Here is a 16,710-nt window from a genome sequence, read left to right on the forward strand (position 1 = left end):
GCCGACTCAGTGATTCTTGACGCGCTGGATCCGCCAGGCCAGCAGGCCGATGATGCCCACCCCCAGCGGCCCCAGCACGGCGGCGGCGATGGTCGGCTGGATCGCCACGCCCAGGGCGTCGAGGCTCTGCAGGCCCAGCTTGAACAGGCTGAAGAGGTAGTAGCTGATGACGATGATCGACAACCCCTCGACCGCCTTCTGGATCTTCAGCTGGCTGCTGGTGCGCTCGTTGAGGCTCTGCAGGATCTCGGAATTCTGCTCCTCGATCTCCACCTGGGCACGGGTCCGCAAGAGGTCGTTGAGCCGTGCCACGCTCTCCGCCAGGCTCTCCTGGCGCTGGTTGATCGCGGCGCAGTAGTGCACCGTCGGCCGGAAGCGGCGCAGGATGAAGGTGCCCAGCCGGGGGCGGTCGCCGAGGCGTTCCTCGCGAAGCTCCTCGACGCGATTGAAGACGATCCGCGCATAGGCCTCGGTGGCACTGAAGCGCTGTCGCGAGCGGGCACCGGAGCGTTCGAGCCGCGCCGAGAGCGCGGAGATGGCTGTCAGCAGGGGCCGGGGGCTCGGCTCCTCGTCCTCGGTATTGCGCTCCGAGAGCTCGCCGAGCTGGAGCTCGTGATCGCGGAGTTCGAGGCTCATCTCCTTGGCCACCGGCAGCGCCAGCGAGGCCATCATGCGGTAGGTCTCGATCTCCAGCAGCCGCCGGGTCATGCGCCCCAGGCGAAAGTCGTTGAGGCCGCGATTGACCAGCAGCAGGCGGTTGACGCCTGCGGCCGTAAGCCGGAAGTCGCTCCACACGGTGGCGTCGCCATCGCCCACGCTGGAACCGGCGGGATCGCGAAAGCCGTAGGCCTCGGCGTCCCCGCTCCACGTGGCCTCGGCTTCCACCAGGATCAGGCTGGCATTGATCAGCGCTCGGCTGTGCTCGGTGGCGATCTCACCCAGCAGCGGTGGGGGCGACGGCCAGGGCTCGCCCCGGGCTGGCTTCGGCACCAGCAGGGTCAGGGTGAAGAACTCGGTGTGGCGCTCCCATTTCAGGGTCTGGTCGCCCAGCTCGAGGATCTCCTGGGCCGCCTCGCTGTCGGGAGTCCTGCCGGCCGCCTCGGCGACCCGGCCGAGGATGTCCTCGGCGATGCCGTCGCCATCGAGGAAGGCGTAGTGGTGGAGGTGCGCCGGCTCCTCGAAGTAGATCGAGGGCCGGGCGTGGAGCTCATTGTGCAGTCGGGCGCGCTGTGGGTGCATGTCGGGGCCAGAATAAAGGAAAGTCCATCGAGACTAGAGGCTGGCCTCGCCTGAGCCAAGTGCGCCGCGTCAACGTGACGCGATGGTGGCCGGCCTCATAGCCACTTCCTGCGCCGGAACAGCCACAGCAGGCCCAGGCCGATGGTAAGCATCATTCCCAGCACCACGAAGTAGCCCCAGCGATAGGCGAGCTCCGGCATGTGCGCGAAGTTCATGCCGTAGACACCGGCGATGAAGGTGAGCGGCACGAAGATGGCGGTGATCACCGTGAGGATGCGCATGGTGATGTTGAGCTGGTGCGAGGAGAGCGAGATGTAACCATCGATCAGGTCGCCGCAGATGTCGTAGTACATCTGGGTCAGGCTGTGCAGGCGCTCGAAACGCTCGTGGACGTCGTTGATGGCGTGCAGGGTGTCCTCGTTGTCACGGGGCAGGTGCTCGTAATCGTAGGCGGTGAGCTCCTGGGTGATGCCGACGTGATAGCGGAACACCCGGCGCATCTTCACCAGCCGTGAGCGGTAGGCGATGACCCGACGCATCAGGGCGTCGCTGCCTTCCTCCAACAGCTCGTCCTCCAGGTCGCTGAGGGCATTCTCGAACTCGAGCAGGCTGTCCAGGTAGTAGCCGGCGGAGACATACATGACCCTGAGTGCCACGTGCTCGGGGGAACGGCGCAGCAGCGTCTCGCCCTCGTGGGCCAACAGGCGGTCGATGCTCAGCGCCAGGCCGGGGTGCAGGCTGATCAGGAAGCGCTCGCCGAGAAAGAAGGCGATCTGCTGGGGAGCGAAGTTGAGCTCGGGGTCGAAGGAGGAGATGCCGCGATAGAGGATCAACGTATGAGTCTCGAACTCCTCGATCTTGGGCGGATGGCGCTCGCGATGGGCGTCGTCGATGGCCAGGGGGTGGCACTCGAAGGCCTCGAGTAGCTCCCGCTCGCGCGCCTGGCCCGCGCCCTGCAGGTCGATCCAGATGCGGCTTCCGGCCTCGTCGTGCCAGCGGGTGATCAGCTCCTCCCCGCCTCTTGTCACTCGGCCATCGGCCTCCAATAGCAGCGTACGCATCATCGGGTCGTCATCCTCTGGCGAGACAATTTCCGAACATTACGGCACAGGCTACCCCCTTGCCCAGCGGCGACCGAGTTAATGTTCCACTACCGACGAGGGTCTACCGCTGGGTCGCGACTGTCGATTACAGTGCCTGCATGCCCGCGGATCAGGAAATGGGAGGAGTTATCGATGAGTGAGCCAATCTCGCTGGTGATCGTGCCCGTGGATGGATCTGCGTCGGCGCAGGCGGCGGTTCGCCATGCCAGCCTGCTGGCCAGGCTGCTGGAGACACCACTGCAGCTGCTGCACGTGATGCCCCTCAACCCGGCGGAGCTCAGCGATATCCCCGCCAACCGCCAGGCGGAGGCCGACCACGACAGGGCGCGACGCCAGGAGATGGTCGCCGAGGCGTTTGCCCGGGCGCGGCAGGCGCTCGACCCGGACCTGACGCAGCCACCCAAAGAGGTGCTCCTCGAGGATGCCTCCTTCATTCGCCACCCCGACCGCGCCATCCTCGAGCACGCAGCCCGGCATGCCGGATGCCTGCTGGTGCTGGGGGCTCGCCAGCTGAGTGACGTCGGCAAGTTCATGCAGGGCAGCGTCAGCAACAAGGTGGTGCACCGGGCCCGCTGCCCGGTGACCATCGTGCATGCCGAAGCCGGACTGTCCGACGCGGCGCGTCTGGGGCATGTGCTGGTGCCGGTGGATGGCTCCTCGCACTGCCTGAAGGCAACCGCCCTGGCAGGCGAGCTGGCCCGCCGTGCCGACGTGCGGGTGGAGTTGGTCTTCTGCCGTCCGGACGGCATCTCGGTGGACGCCGAAAACGCTGATGACAGTCCGTCCAGCGATGCCTTCCGGTGGGCCAGGGAGGCCCTGGGCGAGGTGCCGCGCGGCATCGAGGAGGTGGTGAGCGAGGGGAAACGCGTCCCCGAGGCCATCGTTGCCCGAGCCCGGCATCACGCCGAGGCGGCACCGATGGTGGTCATGGGCCGCCGTGGCCTGGGCAAGTGGCAGTCATCCCTGCTGGGCAGCGTCAGTCACCGGGTCATCGACCTGGCGCCCTGCCCGGTCACCGTGGTGGCCTGACGGGCCAGGCCAGCCGTGGCTCGACGGTGCCGCCTCAGGCCTCGTGGGCGGCCTTGAGGCGGTAGAACTCGGCGACCACCTCGTCCATGGCCTCGGCGTCGTAGTCGCAGAGCCCGCTGACCACCAGCTTCTTGGAGCCGGTACCGATCTCATCGTCGCCCGCCAGGATGCGGAACTCGAGCAATGCATCGCCGCGCTTGCCGGTCACCTCCAGCGAGGAATCGACGAACTCCAGGCCCGGCTCAGGCGCATCCAGGCGCTCCAGGCAGAAGCCCATGCTGTCGTAGATCACCAGCGGACGGCGCGGGTTGAACATCACCCCCTTCTCTTCCATCAGCGGCTTGAGGTAGTGGGGGAAATTCTTGCCCGAGAAGGCCACATAGCGGCGGGTGAACGCCTCCACCACCGACTCGTCGCGGGTCATCTCGCCGCTGCGCTCGACCTCCAGGTAGCACTTGCCGTTCTCGTCGCAGACGCGAATCAGGCCATCGTCCTGCTCGCTGAAACACAACGGCGTGCCATCCCCGACCATGCTCAGAAAGCGGAAGGTCATGCGCTGGAAGAGGCCGAAGCGCGCCAGCACCAGGGCGAAGAGCAGGTCACCAGGCACACAGAAACGGCGCGCATCCGGGTTGTGAATGGGGTTATAGTCGCCGGCAATGCGCTTGGCGAACTGACTGGCCTGCTGTGCGGAAATGCGGATACGCCCGTCCGTAAGCGTATGGAAATCATCAAGAAACATGCACTGTATGCCTGCGTCGTTGGCGGTCTGAACCCTGCCGGCGGTTGCCGGGAAGGCAGATGATGCCACAAAACGCCATGGCAACGCAGGCCGACGAGGCCGCAGCGGTGACGCTGAAGTCCGGACAGGACGCCACCCGGGGCAGGATCGAGATCGAGGGTGGACAAGCTCGCGGCCAGGTCGACGGCGAGCAAGATTCGCCTGGGGCCAGGCTCATGCTGTCGCTGCCCCGTTTCAGCCTGCACCGGATCGGCGAGGAGCAGGCGCACGTCGAAGGCCCGCCTGCGTGATGGCAACCTGATCAGCCGCCGCTTCGACGCCTCTGGCTCCCGGCTGCGGCTGGACAACATCCAGCGCCGGGACGAGCAGACGCAAGGCGAGGCCGGCTGGTGGGCGCGGCTCGATCTGGCCATGCGCGACAGCGGCCTGCTGGCGCGCCTCTTCCTGTCTGTCCCGCGCCCGGGAATGGGAGCTAACGCTCACCTAACAAAGAATCGAGGGTAATAAATAAGTGGCATATTGCATTGCAACACACTGTGATAAGATTTTTCCGCTTTTCAACCCTTCCCCACCTCCTGCCTCAGGATGATCGCAGCCATGCTGACAACCTGTCGTATACCCCCCCGGCCACGGCAACCCCTCCGTTGGCCGGGCATGCTCGTGCTCGCCATGCTCTCGCTGTTGGCCAGCGGCCCGGTGCTCGCCGCCACCGGCGAGCTCGACCTCACCGGCTCCTTCGTGGGCCTGCTCGCCGTCGCCGTCTTCATCCTGGCCTACGCCCTGGTCATGGCCGAAGAGAAGATCCACATGCGCAAGTCGAAGCCGGTGCTGGTCGCGGCCGGCATCATCTGGGCGCTGATCGGCTGGGTCTATGTCAAGGCGGGCATGCCCGCCGAGTCGGAGCACGCCTTCCGCGTGACCCTGCTCGAATTTACCGAACTGATGCTGTTCCTGCTGGTGGCGATGACCTATATCAACGCCATGGACGAACGTCGGGTGTTCGATGCGCTGCGCTCCTGGATGGTCCGCAAGGGCTTCAGCTATCGCTCTTTGTTCTGGATCACCGGCGTGCTGGCCTTCGTGATCTCGCCGATCGCCGACAACCTGACCACCGCGCTGCTGATGTGTGCGGTCGTGACCAAGGTCGCCGAGGGCGACAAACGCTTCATCAACCTGGCCTGTGTCAACATCGTGGTGGCGGCCAATGCCGGTGGCGCCTTCAGCCCCTTCGGTGACATCACCACCCTGATGGTCTGGCAGGCCGGCCTGATCGAGTTCCAGGAGTTCTTCGAACTGCTGGTGCCGGCGCTGGTCAACTTCCTGATCCCGGCCGTGGTGATGAGCATCTTCATCAAGAACCGCAAGCCCGCCAGCATGGAAGAGGACGTCTGGCTCAAGCGCGGCGCCCGCCGCATCATTGCCCTCTTCCTGCTTACCGTGGCCACTGCCGTGGCCTGCCACACCCTGCTGCACCTGCCACCGGTGCTGGGCATGATGACCGGCCTGGGCTACCTGCAGTTCTTTGGCTATTACCTGCGCCGCACCCTGCCACGCTCCCTGGAACGCAAGCGCACCCGCTACAGCCAGCGCGGCGACTGGAAGAAGCTCGAGAGCCTGGGCAGCGTGGTGCCCTTCGACGTCTTCAACCGTGTGGCACGGGCCGAGTGGGACACCCTGTTGTTCTTCTACGGTGTGGTGATGTGCGTGGGTGGCCTCGGCTTCATGGGCTATCTGGGCATGCTCTCCGAAGCCCTCTACACCGGCTGGAACGCCACCGGCGCCAACATTGCTCTGGGCGTGATCTCGGCGGTGGTCGACAACATCCCGGTGATGTTCGCCGTGCTGACCATGGAACCGGACATGTCCCATGGCCACTGGCTGCTGATCACCCTCACCGCCGGCGTGGGCGGCAGCCTGCTGTCGATCGGCTCCGCGGCCGGCGTCGCCCTGATGGGCCAGGCCCGCGGCAACTACACCTTCATGGGTCACCTGCGCTGGACTCCGGTGATTGCCCTGGGCTACATCGCCAGCGTGATGACCCACCTGTGGCTCAATGCCGAGAGCTTCCACGTCTTCAATTGATCCCTGCCTCCCGGCGGCCTCTCGCCGCCGGGGTCTCATCCCGCGTTGATACGCCGGCCTGTAATTTTCCTATAAGTGATGTAGCGTACAAGGATGATTCGTGTCGTTCCGACACGATGCGTTTCCTGATGCCTGTCGGGGTAACCCCCTGATACGTATAGGACATAAGAAGATGATGCCCCACGGGGCTGCAGGGAGAAGACGTCATTTACTCATACACACATGAAGTGCAGGCCGCGCCCGCATGGTGCATGAGCCTGGCGGTAATCCGACAACGGGAACGCACCCCCCGATGCAACCGTCAGTCCTGACCTCCTCCCTGGCGGCGGCAGGCGCCACTACCGATCACCGCCAGCCGGGGAGGCGCACTCCATGCGACGCCTGAGCCTCCTGGCCCTGGCTACCGTGATGCTGTTGATCGGCCTGTCGCCGGTCGGCGCATCGACCATTGCCCGAGAGGCAGAGATCCTGCTGGTGGCACACCCCGATGTGAATACTCGCCAGCTGAATCGCGATACCACCCGTGCCATCTTCGCCATGAGGCAGCGCACCTGGCCCGATGGCCAGGCCGTGCGGGTCTTCGTGCTCGACAACAGCCATCCCGTACATGCGCGCTTTGCCAAGGAGCAACTAACCGTCTACCCGCATCAGTTGCAGCTGGCCTGGGATCGCATGGTGTTCTCGGGGACCGGGCAGGCACCCGACCGTGTTCGTAACCAGGCGGAGATGCGCGAGCGGATTGCCGCCACGCCCGGCGCCCTGGGATATCTTGAAAGGGAGTATCTGGATGATCGTGTCCAAGTCATTTCGATGGAGTGATCCTCGCTCCATCTTCGCCATGGCCGCTGCACTGGTACTGGGCTTCTCTGCCCAGGCACGCAGCGACGAAGGCGTACTGGACACCCTCCAGATGCATGGCTTCCTGAGCCAGGCGCTGATCATCACCGACGACAACAACTTCTTCGGCCCCAGCAGCGAGAGCCAGGGCAGCTTGAAGTTCACCGAAATCGGTGCCAATGCCTCGCTGCGGCCCCACGAGGACGTGCTGCTGGCCGCCCAGGTACTGAGCCGGCGCGCCGGGGGAGATGGCAGCGATGCCCGTCCGGTCCTCGACTATGGCGTAGTCGACTATCAGATGCTTTCCAATCAGCAGCGCACCTTCGGTGTGCAGGTCGGCCGTTTCAAGAATCCCTTCGGTTTCTACAACCAGACCCGCGATGTGGCTTTTACTCGCCCCAGCATCCTGTTGCCACAGTCCATCTATTTCGACAGAACCCGATCGCTGGCACTTTCCGGCGATGGCGTTTCCCTATATCACGATGAGCGACTCAGCCGAGGTTCATTGAGGACACAAATAGGGGTCGGTCAGGTGCAGGCGGGAGATGACCTGCGACAAACCCTGAGACTCGATTCCGTTCCAGGGAGCCTTGATCCGAAACGCTCTGCCATTGGCCAGATCCGCTATGAACATGATGGGGGACGGATCGTTGCCGCCATCAGCGCGGCCAGCGCCAATGCGCGCTTCAACTCCTCGATGCCAGGGCTTAGTGATGGTGACTTCTACTTCACCCCATGGGTCCTGTCGCTGCAATACAACGCGGAGAACTGGAGCCTGACGGGTGAATATGCCTTGCGGAATTCCGGGCTGGAGAACTTCAACAACCCGGCCTTCAACTTCGACGTCACGGGCGAGAGCTGGTACGTACAGTACACTCGTCGCTTCGATGAGAACTGGCAATGGCTGATACGCTACGATCACCTGATCAGCAATCGTGACGACCGCTCGGGCGAGGCATTCGAGGCCAGTGGGGCAGGGCCTGCCCACAGCCAATTCGCGAAGGATATGACTCTAGGGCTCCAGTGGAACCTCAACCCGCGAGTCATGATGGCTGCCGAATATCACCATGTGAATGGTACCGGCTGGTTGCCTATCCAGGACAATCCTGACCCATCAGAGACCAGCCGCCGCTGGAACATGCTACTGTTCCAGCTCTCGTTGCGTTTCTGACGTCTTCATGCTCCTGGCCAGGAATCCACAGAGATGACCCCCCCCGCGTCCCTCCGGACTCGTCACCGACTCAGCCTGACATGGCGTGTCGTTGCCCTGAGCAGCCTGCTGCTGGTCGGGCTCGTGGTGCTGTTTACCTGGCTGGGCCACGATAACCTGACCCGCCAGTTCCAGGAGAGCCGTAACCAGTACCATGAGCGCCAGCAGCGCGAGATCCGCCTCGCCCTCCAACGCTCGGCGGAGAACCTTCGCCAGCTTGCAGGCCTGGCCGCGGCCTCGCCACGCCTCGGGCCGCCCCTCGAGGCGGGCAATGCCGAAGAGGTCGAGGAGGCACTGGCGTCCCAGTGGCCGACCCTGCAACTCGAGGCCGGTATCGACGAGATACTGGTGGTGGACACTCGGGGACGGCCCATGGGCCGCTGGGGCGCCGGCCAGCCGGAGGCCAGGCTGCCGATCCATACCTGGGTACAGCGGGTCATGGACACCGAGACCCCCATCACGGCACTACGCTGTGCGACGGACTGCAAGCAGTATGCCGCCGTGCCGGTGCTGGTGAAGGGTGAGAGCATCGGCCTGGTCGTGCTCTCCCGCTCGCTGGCCGATGTGACCCGACAGGCCAGGGAGGTCTCCAACGCCGAGGTGGCCCTGCTGGTCACTGGCCCGCTGGAGAGTCGGGACCTTGCCGAGGAGCGCCACCTCGCCCCCTGGAATGGCTATCTCCTGGCCCTGACGCGCCAGGAAGAGAGCCTGCCCATCTTGCAGCGGGCAGCCGGCGCCGGTCCGATCAGCACTCTGCTGCAAGCCCCTCTGCAACTGCAGGATCGGGGCCGGCACCTCGAGCTCAGCGCGGTCCGCATGGATGAGGACGCGGACCGACGCAGCACCGGCTACTTCCTGTTGATCTCCGACATCTCGGCTCAGATCCGGGCCATCAACGAGGACACGCGAATCCTGCTGGGGGTTGGCCTGGCGGGCTGGATCGCCGCGGAGCTGATGCTGTTGCTGATACTCTTGCGCCCCATGGCTCGCCTGCGCCGGATCGCCGGCCTGTTGCCGACACTGGCCAGCGGAGGATTCGACGATATCCGGGCCGCGATCCCCCCCGTCCGCCACCGCCTGCCGGACGAGATTGACGTGCTGGAAGACACGACGCTGGGACTCTCGCGTCAACTCGAGATGCTGGAAGAAGAGGTCCAGGAACGCGGTGACCAGTTGGCAGAGCGCGTCGAGGAGCTGGCCAAGGAGCGGGACTTCGTGAACAGCCTGCTGGATACCGCCCGCGTTTTCATCATCGCCCAGGACAGCAGGGGACGGATCAGCCTGGTCAATGACTACACCCGTTCGATGCTAGACCTGGATGAACCCTCACTGCTGGGTCGCCATTTCGTGGACGTCTTCGAGGCGGGCAGTCCCTCCCCCGTCGGCGCTTTCGACACCCCTCAGCAAGAGGAGCGGACCCTGCAGACGCCGGACCAGCGCATCCATACTATCGCCTGGTACCATGCCCCGCTTCCATCCAGCACTGACGACAGCATGTCACGAATCTCGGTGGGGCTCGATATCACCGAGCGCAAGGCCGCGGAGGCTCGCCTGACCTGGCTCGCCGAACGCGACCCCCTGACCGAGCTCTACAACCGGCGCTACTTCCAGGACGCCCTGCAGAAGGCAATTTGGCGCGAGTCACGCGGGGCCGTGCTGCTTCTGGACCTGGACCAGTTCAAGGAAGTCAACGAGCTCAGCGGCCACCATGTTGGTGACCGCCTGCTATGTGAGGTGGCCGAGACCCTCCTGCTGAACCTGGGCCATCGCGGCGTCATCGCCCGCCTGGGCGGCGACGAGTTCTCGCTGTTGCTGGAGCAGGCCGACGAGGACCAGGCGATACAGGTTGCCCAGCATATCGGCCAGTTGCTCGACGGCCTGGGGTTCAAGGCCGCAGGGCGGCGCCACCGGGTCACCGCAAGCATCGGCATTGCCCTCTTCCCGACCCACGGCGCCACACCCGCCGACCTCATGGCCAGTGCCGACGTGGCCATGTACAAGGCCAAGGAGAGTGGCATCCAGCACTGGCACCTGCTCTCCAGGACCGAGAATGCCAAGGACGAGTTACAGGAGCGGGTCTACTGGGTCGAGCGCGTGCGCAGCGCCCTGGCCGAGGACAGCTTCGAGCTGATGGTGCAGCCGATCATGCGGCTGGAGGATCGCGATGTGAAGCACTACGAAGTACTGCTGCGCATGCGCGATGCCGATGGCAGCCTGGTATCTCCCGCCTGTTTCATCCCGATAGCGGAGCGCAGCGGCCAGATCGTGCAGGTCGACCGCTGGGTGCTGCGCCACAGCCTGCGGATACTCAGTCAACTGCAGGAGAGAGGCATCAGCCTGGCGGTCAATCTGTCCGGTCAGTCCCTGCATGATGAAGGCCTCAAGCAGTATCTGGCCGACGAACTGGCTGCCAGCGGTGCCGACCCCCACCATCTCATCCTTGAGGTCACCGAGACTGCCGCCGTCACTGATTTCTCCACGGCACGCGGTGTGCTGCACGCGGTGCGCGACCTTGGATGCCGCACCGCCCTGGACGACTTCGGCGTGGGCTTCAGCAGCTTCCATTACCTGGGGCAGCTGCCAGTGGATTACATCAAGATCGACGGCTCCTTCATCCGCAGCCTGCCGATCAGCCCCGACAGCCGCGTCATCGTCCAGGCCATTGCCGATATTGCCGCCGGCTTCGGCAAGCAGGCGATTGCCGAGTTCGTCGATCAGGAGGCGCTGCTACCGATGCTGAAGTCCTATGGCATCACCTATGGCCAGGGCTTCCACCTAGGAAAGCCAGTCCTCATACAGCACGCGTTCGGTTTCCCCCTATAGGGCACTCTTGCTGATCAAGAGCCTCCTTCTTATCTTCCCAACTCAAGGAAAAGAGAATGAATTCTTGCTCATCTGATAGCAATGCAGAGTCATCTACTCAATTGCTTGAACGCTTCCGGAGCGAATTTCGTTTCAAGCTCGCCAAAAGCGACGAGGAAAAGCGGAGGATATATCGCTTAAGATACGAGATCTATTGCGATGAGCTTGGCTATGAAGAACCCGCTGATGCTCACGAAAGGCTGGAATATGACGAATATGACGAGCGCTCTGTACACTGCCTTATCGAACATCGTCGAAGTGGCATAACGGCTGGCTGCATGCGCCTTGTGCTGCCGTCGTCTGACAATGACTGTCGTGACACAAGGCTCCCTCTTCAGAGCTATGCGGGCCAGAGCCTTACCCATGATGTCTTTCATCCGGCGCTGCTCGATAAAAAGGAGATCTGTGAGGTGTCAAGGCTCGCGATATCTCTCCCTTTCCGAAGGAGGTCAGTCAAGGGTGGAGGGGAGTCGAGCGCGACATCCCATTTCCTGGAATTCACGCGGGACGAGAAACAGACATTTCCCGTGATTGTCGTCGGTCTGTTCCTTGCGACCTATGCACTTGTTGGCATGACACATCGCCGACACGTCTTCGCCATGATGGAGCCAAAGCTTCCACGGCTGCTTGCCATGTCAGGCTTCCACTTCACCCAAGTTGGTGACAACATCGATTTTCATGGGAAGAGAAGTGCATTCTATATTGACCAGCACAAAGCTGAGAAGGAAATCCACGCCAAGCTTCTGCCACTTTACCGACACATACAGGATGAGCTGGAGTCACAGGAAACCCATTTTACCGAGCAGAAATCACTATCCACGACGTCATAACCTGAATACCGGAGTAGAAGTAGTATTGCATGCCGGCACCTGAACGCTCCTGCCTCTAACGGCAGGCTCAGGAAGAGGCAAGTCCAAAGCTGGCTGCCGCGTTTTGAACTTCATCACCCGCCATGGGTAATGGCAGGCCCGGTATGCAGCGTCTCCGGCCAGTCCAGCAGCATGAGGGCCAGCACGTTACGGTGCTCCCCATGAGCCAGGTCGGTGCCGCGGCGGATACTGCTGACGAAAGGCCGTGATGATCACCTCACGAAAGGTGGTGACACCCAGCTCCTCCAGGCAATACTCCAGGTTGGCCACCTAGGCGTAGTGGCATTGCTTGCGGGGGCAGGTCAGGCAATGCCGTCTCGTCGCGCTCGAGGACCTTCAGCCACTGCCGCATGGTCCAGCGCCTGTTCCCGTTGCGCGAGGTCCCGCTGGGGGACGGCACAGCCGGCAAGCGACAGGAGCACCGCCATCAGCCAGGTCACGAGCACGGCAGGGGGGCGGGCCCTTCCCATCAGGATCATGCTCATTTCGCCTTCCTCCCTCGTCTGGCGCGCCCGGGCGAGATCAGCTTGACCCTGGCCTTGGGGCGCCCGCGGGGCATCGCCTGCTCCTGCCCGCCGCCCTCGGGGGCTTGTGGCATCGGTGGCGGCTGCACCACCACCCAGGCGAATACCGGCAGGGACAGATGCCAGTGAATCGCCGAGAGCCGCAACCCCAGGGTGACCACCAGCCCCGTGGCAATGGAAACGGCCAGCGGCAGGGCGAGGGCTTCCAGGCCCACGAAGACCACGCCACCGGCAATCGAGGCGATGGCGTAGACCTCTTGCCTGAGCACCATGGGTACCCGACGCGCCAGCACATCGCGGATCATGCCGCCGGCCACCCCGGTCAGCAGCCCCATGACCACCGCCACCACACCGGGCGCCTCCAGCATCAGGGCCTTGTGGGCCCCGATCACCGTGAACAGCGCCAGGCCGAAGGCGTCTGCCACCGGCAGGAAGCCGCGCGAAAGACGATGAATGTAATGGAAGCCGAGGATCGACAGTCCCACGGTGGCGAGTATCACCCAGAGATAGGTCGGGTCCATCACCCAGAACACCGGGCGCACGCCCAGCACCAGGTCACGTAGGGTGCCGCCACCGATGCCGGTCACCGCCGCCAGCACCAGCATGCCGAAGGGGTCCATACGCGAGCGACAGGCCAGCATCACACCCGAGAGGGCGAAGACGATCACCCCCGCCATGTCCAGCCAGTAGACCACGCCCGTCACATCATCTCTCCCTTGTCCACTGCGCGGCAGCATAGCGCATCCGACCGTCTCTCCGCTGCACCGGACCGGCAGTTCAGGCGGGCGTGGCCAGCGTCTCGCCGGGGCTCAGGTGGGACCACTCGGCATGCTGCCAGGCCGCGATCCGTTCCAGGTGCAGCGAGTCGGCGCTCAGCTGCACGATCTCACCCCGATCTGCCATGCCTGCCCTCCTCCTCTATCTGTCGACCGTAGCGTGCCAGCTGCATCTCCTGGAGGCGACTCACTACCCGACGGAACGGGAAGGCAAGGTAACCGTGGGTATAGAGCTCGCCCAGTGCAACCTCCGCCTCCAGGTAGAGAGGAATGCCCCGGTCGTAGCACTCGTCGACCAGGGCGATGAAGCGGCGCACGCCATCGTCATGCCTGGCCAGCTCGGGAAAGTTCCGGTCCCCCGTCGCGACGCGGGACACCCCGTCCTCGGTTCCCCGGGCGATGCTGCCCGCCTGCTGTCCGCCGCTCAGGCGAGGCACGTCACTCAGCAGGACATGCGCGAAGCGATCCCCCAGAGCGATGAAGTCCAGCGCGGCGAGCGGCTGTTCGCACAGGTCGGCATAGCGGCACCACAGCACCCGCTCGCTGCGACGCACCACCGGAATCGCGCGATGCCCGAGCTCGACGGGATCATGAGAGACCCGCTCCCCGTGGCACAATCGCTCGAATACCTCGACCAGCACGCTCGGCTTCCCCGGCCGGGCGACCCAGTAACGCGGATGGGCCTGGCCGGGATGCAGCCGGTGGTCCTGGTCGCCGTCGAGCTCGACCACCTGCATGTGCCGCTCGATGGCCGCGATGGCGGGCAGGAAGCGCTCACGGTTGAAGCCATCGACATACAGCTGGCCGGGGGCCTGATTCGAGGTGCAGACCAGCGTCACCCCGTGGTCGAACAGGGCGCTCAACAGGCGCCCGAGGATCATCGCATCGGCGATGTCGCCGACGAACAGCTCGTCGAGGCAGAGCACCCGAATCTCGTCGCCCAGCTCCCTGGCCAGGGCCATCAAGGGGTCGGCGGTGCCGCTCAACTGGAACTGGCGCCGGTGGACCCAGCGCATGAAGTGGTGGAAGTGCAGGCGACGCGAAGGCACCCGGAGGTGCCGATGGAAGCCATCCATCAGCCAGGTCTTGCCGCGCCCGACCGGCCCCCAGAGGTAGACCCCCGGGATGGCCGCCGCCGTGGCCCTGCCCTCCGCCTCCTGAAGGGCGTGGAAGCACGCCTCGAGATGGCCGACCGCCTGCCACTGGGCCTCGTCCGAGGCAAAGCCGGCCTGCTCGACCGCCTGGCAATAGACGTCCCTCGGCGACATCGGCCTCATCCTCGCTGGAAAGGATAGACAGCACCGATCGCCAGGATCCCCGTCAGCTCGTCCAGCGCCGTCAGTGTCTCCTTGGCCAGCTGCGGGTCGGCCAGGTCCTCAGGGGCCAGGCGGTCGCGGTAGTGACGCTCGACCCAGGCGGTGAGCTCGCCGTACAGGGCCTCGGTGAGCAGGACACGTCCCGACAGGGCCGCGCGCTCGGCCGCCGAGAGCACCACCCGCAGCCGCAGGCAGGCGGGACCCCCACCGTTGCGCATGCTCTGCTTGACGTCCTTGACTACCACCTCGGCGATCGGAGTGTGGCCGGCCAGCAGGAGATCCTGAATGGTGCGCCAGACGCCCTCGCGCTCCTGGCACTCTCCGGGCACCACCAGCGTCATGGTGCCATCCGGATTGGAGAGCAGCTGAGAGTTGAAGAGGTAGGAGGCCACGGCGTCCTCGAGGCTGACCGCCTCCTCGGGGACCCGTACCGGGACCAGTGGCGTGGCCATCTTGGCCCTCAGCTCGTCCAGGGTGGCCTGCTCGTCGAGGAAGGCCCGCTCGTGATAGAGCAGCACCGGACCGTTACCCACGCTGATGACGTCGTTGTGGAAGACGCCGGCGTCGATGGCCTCGGGGTGCTGCTGGGCAAACACCACCCGGGACTCGGTAAGGCCATGCTGGCGGGCAATCGCCTGGCTCGCTTCCAGGGTCTGGCGCGCCGGATAGCGCCGGGGCACCACGCCCTCCTGGGCTCCCCAGCCGAAAGCCGCCCGACCATAGACGAAGAGATGCACCCCGGGCTCGCCGTGGTCACCGGCGAGGCGGGTATGGTTGGCCGCGCCCTCGTCGGAGAAGGCGGGGGTTGCCGGCAGCACCGGATGGTGGGCGAAGTGCGCCTCGTCGCGGAAGATCGCTGCCAGCACCCGAGCGGTGGTGGCCGGCTCCAGGAAGCGGTGGAAGCTCGACTGCAGATTGGCCGGGGTAAAGTGCACCCGGCCATCCGGCGCATCCACGGAGGGTGTCACCGTGGCGGCATTGGCGGTCCACATGCTCGAGGCCGAGCAGACCGCGCGCAGGATCTGCGGGGCTTCGACCGCCGCCCGGGCCAGTACCCGCGCATCGCTGCCGGTGAAGCCGAGCTGACGAAGCGCTCCCAGGTCGGGGCGCTGCTGGGGCGGCAGCACGCCCTGGGGATAGCCCGCGTCCATCAGCGCCTTCATCTTGCCCAGGCCCTGCAGGGCGGCCTCCCGGGGGTTGGCCTCCAGACCACCATGGGTCATGGAGGCGACATTCCCCACGGCGAGGCCGGCATAATTGTGGGTCGGGCCAACCAGGCCGTCGAAGTTGACCTCAAGAACGTTGTCCTCGCGCACGTCCGGGATCGCCCGGCTCATAGCGTCACCCCCGGCGGCAGCGTCTCGGGCAGGACCAGCGCCTCGCTCTCCATGGAGGCCACCGGGTAGGCGCAGTAGTCGGCGGCGGTCTTGTAAGAGCGCACTCGGAGCGCTTCGAGCGAACTCGGCATCATGTTCCGGCTCATAGCGTCACCCCCGGGGGCAGCGTCTCGGGCAGTACCAGCGCCTCGCTCTCCATGGAGGCCACCGGGTAGGCACAGTAGTCGGCGGCATAGTAGGCACTCGGGCGATGGTTGCCGCTCTCGCCGACGCCACCGAAGGGTGCGTCGCCGGAGGCGCCGGTGGTCTGGCGGTTCCAGTTGACGATGCCGGCGCGGATGCGCAGCAGGAAGTCGTCCCAGTCGGCGCGCTCGCCACCGATCAGCCCCGCAGAAAGGCCGTAGCGGGTGTCGTTGGCCAGGCGCAGCGCCTCGTCCCAGTCACGGTAGCGATGCACCTTGAGCAGGGGACCGAAGTGCTCCTCGTCGGGCACCGCCAGGCCGGTCACGTCGATCAGGGCGGGGCTGACCAGGCTGGTATCCGGCTCGACGCGGGCCATACGCGCCAGCACTATGCCGCCCAGCACCTCCAGATCGTCCTGGGCCTTGAGCAGGCCGTCGGCGGCCGACACGCTCACCAGGCCGGCATAGAAGGGCGCGGGGTCACTGAACTGGCCGGCCACCCGCAGCCGCGAGATGGCATCGCTGAGAGCATCCAGCAGATGGTCCCCCACCTCGCCCTCGGGCACGATCAGCCGCCGGGCGCACGTACAGCGCTGGCCGCC

18 protein-coding genes are annotated in these 16,710 nt (G+C 65.0%); 7 read left to right on the forward strand and 11 right to left on the reverse strand.

The window, feature by feature from the left end; genetic code table 11:
• Positions 1-6: 6 nt before the first annotated feature.
• Both RI841_RS01240 and RI841_RS01245 read right to left on the reverse strand, forming a co-directional pair.
• On the reverse strand, positions 7-1,239 hold the full coding sequence (locus RI841_RS01240) for a DUF3422 domain-containing protein (protein WP_310703719.1): 1,233 nt from the start codon (positions 1,237-1,239) through the stop codon (positions 7-9).
• A 95-nt stretch (positions 1,240-1,334) separates the two neighbouring features.
• On the reverse strand, positions 1,335-2,303 hold the full coding sequence (locus RI841_RS01245) for a magnesium transporter CorA family protein (RefSeq protein ID WP_310703720.1): 969 nt from the start codon (positions 2,301-2,303) through the stop codon (positions 1,335-1,337).
• Positions 2,304-2,474: 171 nt separating this feature from the next.
• Between RI841_RS01245 and RI841_RS01250 the strand changes: the two genes are divergently transcribed.
• Positions 2,475-3,371 carry a universal stress protein gene (locus RI841_RS01250; protein WP_310703721.1) on the forward strand — a complete coding sequence of 299 codons (897 nt, stop codon included), beginning with the start codon at positions 2,475-2,477 and terminating at the stop codon, positions 3,369-3,371.
• Between the two features lie 34 nt (positions 3,372-3,405).
• Here the strand turns inward: RI841_RS01250 and RI841_RS01255 are convergent, their stop codons facing one another.
• Entirely contained in the window at positions 3,406-4,113 is a 708-nt protein-coding gene (locus RI841_RS01255; protein WP_310703722.1) for a DUF3581 domain-containing protein, read from the reverse strand.
• 62 nt (positions 4,114-4,175) lie between these two features.
• Here RI841_RS01255 and RI841_RS01260 point away from each other — a divergent pair, with 62 nt between their 5' ends.
• From RI841_RS01260 to RI841_RS01285, 6 genes are all read left to right on the forward strand, one after another.
• A complete protein-coding gene (locus RI841_RS01260) occupies positions 4,176-4,403 on the forward strand; it encodes a hypothetical protein (RefSeq protein WP_310703723.1) in 228 nt (75 codons plus the stop codon).
• Positions 4,404-4,710: 307 nt separating this feature from the next.
• The gene (gene nhaD / locus RI841_RS01265; protein WP_310703724.1) at positions 4,711-6,195 is read left to right on the forward strand and encodes a sodium:proton antiporter NhaD; all 1,485 of its coding nucleotides are present in this window, start codon (positions 4,711-4,713) and stop codon (positions 6,193-6,195) included.
• 372 nt (positions 6,196-6,567) lie between these two features.
• Entirely contained in the window at positions 6,568-7,014 is a 447-nt protein-coding gene (locus RI841_RS01270; RefSeq protein ID WP_310703725.1) for a hypothetical protein, read from the forward strand.
• Entirely contained in the window at positions 6,983-8,203 is a 1,221-nt protein-coding gene (locus tag RI841_RS01275) for a hypothetical protein (RefSeq protein ID WP_310703726.1), read from the forward strand. Before RI841_RS01270 ends, RI841_RS01275 begins: the two co-directional genes overlap by 32 nt.
• A 33-nt stretch (positions 8,204-8,236) precedes the next feature.
• The gene (locus RI841_RS01280; protein WP_310703727.1) at positions 8,237-11,065 is read left to right on the forward strand and encodes an EAL domain-containing protein; all 2,829 of its coding nucleotides are present in this window, start codon (positions 8,237-8,239) and stop codon (positions 11,063-11,065) included.
• A 56-nt stretch (positions 11,066-11,121) separates the two neighbouring features.
• On the forward strand, positions 11,122-11,934 hold the full coding sequence (locus tag RI841_RS01285; RefSeq protein ID WP_310703728.1) for a PEP-CTERM/exosortase system-associated acyltransferase: 813 nt from the start codon (positions 11,122-11,124) through the stop codon (positions 11,932-11,934).
• A 113-nt stretch (positions 11,935-12,047) separates the two neighbouring features.
• Here the strand turns inward: RI841_RS01285 and RI841_RS16460 are convergent, their stop codons facing one another.
• From RI841_RS16460 to RI841_RS01320, 8 genes are all read right to left on the reverse strand, one after another.
• Positions 12,048-12,161: a DUF3541 domain-containing protein gene (locus RI841_RS16460; protein ID WP_405000893.1), complete on the reverse strand. Its 114-nt coding sequence runs from the start codon at positions 12,159-12,161 to the stop codon at positions 12,048-12,050.
• A 114-nt stretch (positions 12,162-12,275) separates the two neighbouring features.
• Positions 12,276-12,458: a hypothetical protein gene (locus RI841_RS01290; RefSeq protein WP_310703729.1), complete on the reverse strand. Its 183-nt coding sequence runs from the start codon at positions 12,456-12,458 to the stop codon at positions 12,276-12,278.
• Positions 12,455-13,201, reverse strand: a complete 747-nt coding sequence (locus tag RI841_RS01295) for a trimeric intracellular cation channel family protein (RefSeq protein ID WP_310703730.1) — start codon at positions 13,199-13,201, stop codon at positions 12,455-12,457. The genes RI841_RS01290 and RI841_RS01295 overlap by 4 nt, the downstream gene beginning before the upstream one ends.
• Before the next feature lie 73 nt (positions 13,202-13,274).
• Entirely contained in the window at positions 13,275-13,400 is a 126-nt protein-coding gene (locus RI841_RS01300) for a hypothetical protein (protein ID WP_310703731.1), read from the reverse strand.
• A complete protein-coding gene (gene zapE, locus RI841_RS01305; RefSeq protein ID WP_310703732.1) occupies positions 13,384-14,541 on the reverse strand; it encodes a cell division protein ZapE in 1,158 nt (385 codons plus the stop codon). Before zapE ends, RI841_RS01300 begins: the two co-directional genes overlap by 17 nt.
• Positions 14,542-14,546: 5 nt before the next feature.
• Positions 14,547-15,926, reverse strand: coding sequence for an N-succinylarginine dihydrolase (astB, locus tag RI841_RS01310; protein ID WP_310703733.1), 1,380 nt, complete (start codon positions 15,924-15,926; stop codon positions 14,547-14,549).
• Positions 15,923-16,060 carry a hypothetical protein gene (locus RI841_RS01315; RefSeq protein WP_310703734.1) on the reverse strand — a complete coding sequence of 46 codons (138 nt, stop codon included), beginning with the start codon at positions 16,058-16,060 and terminating at the stop codon, positions 15,923-15,925. The genes astB and RI841_RS01315 overlap by 4 nt, the downstream gene beginning before the upstream one ends.
• 8 nt (positions 16,061-16,068) lie before the next feature.
• A partial coding sequence (locus RI841_RS01320) for an aldehyde dehydrogenase family protein (protein WP_310703735.1) occupies positions 16,069-16,710 on the reverse strand: 642 nt, incomplete at its 5' end.

This window comes from Halomonas sp. (assembly GCF_031581305.1).
In the GTDB taxonomy this organism is placed as follows: Bacteria; Pseudomonadota; Gammaproteobacteria; order Pseudomonadales; family Halomonadaceae; genus Halomonas.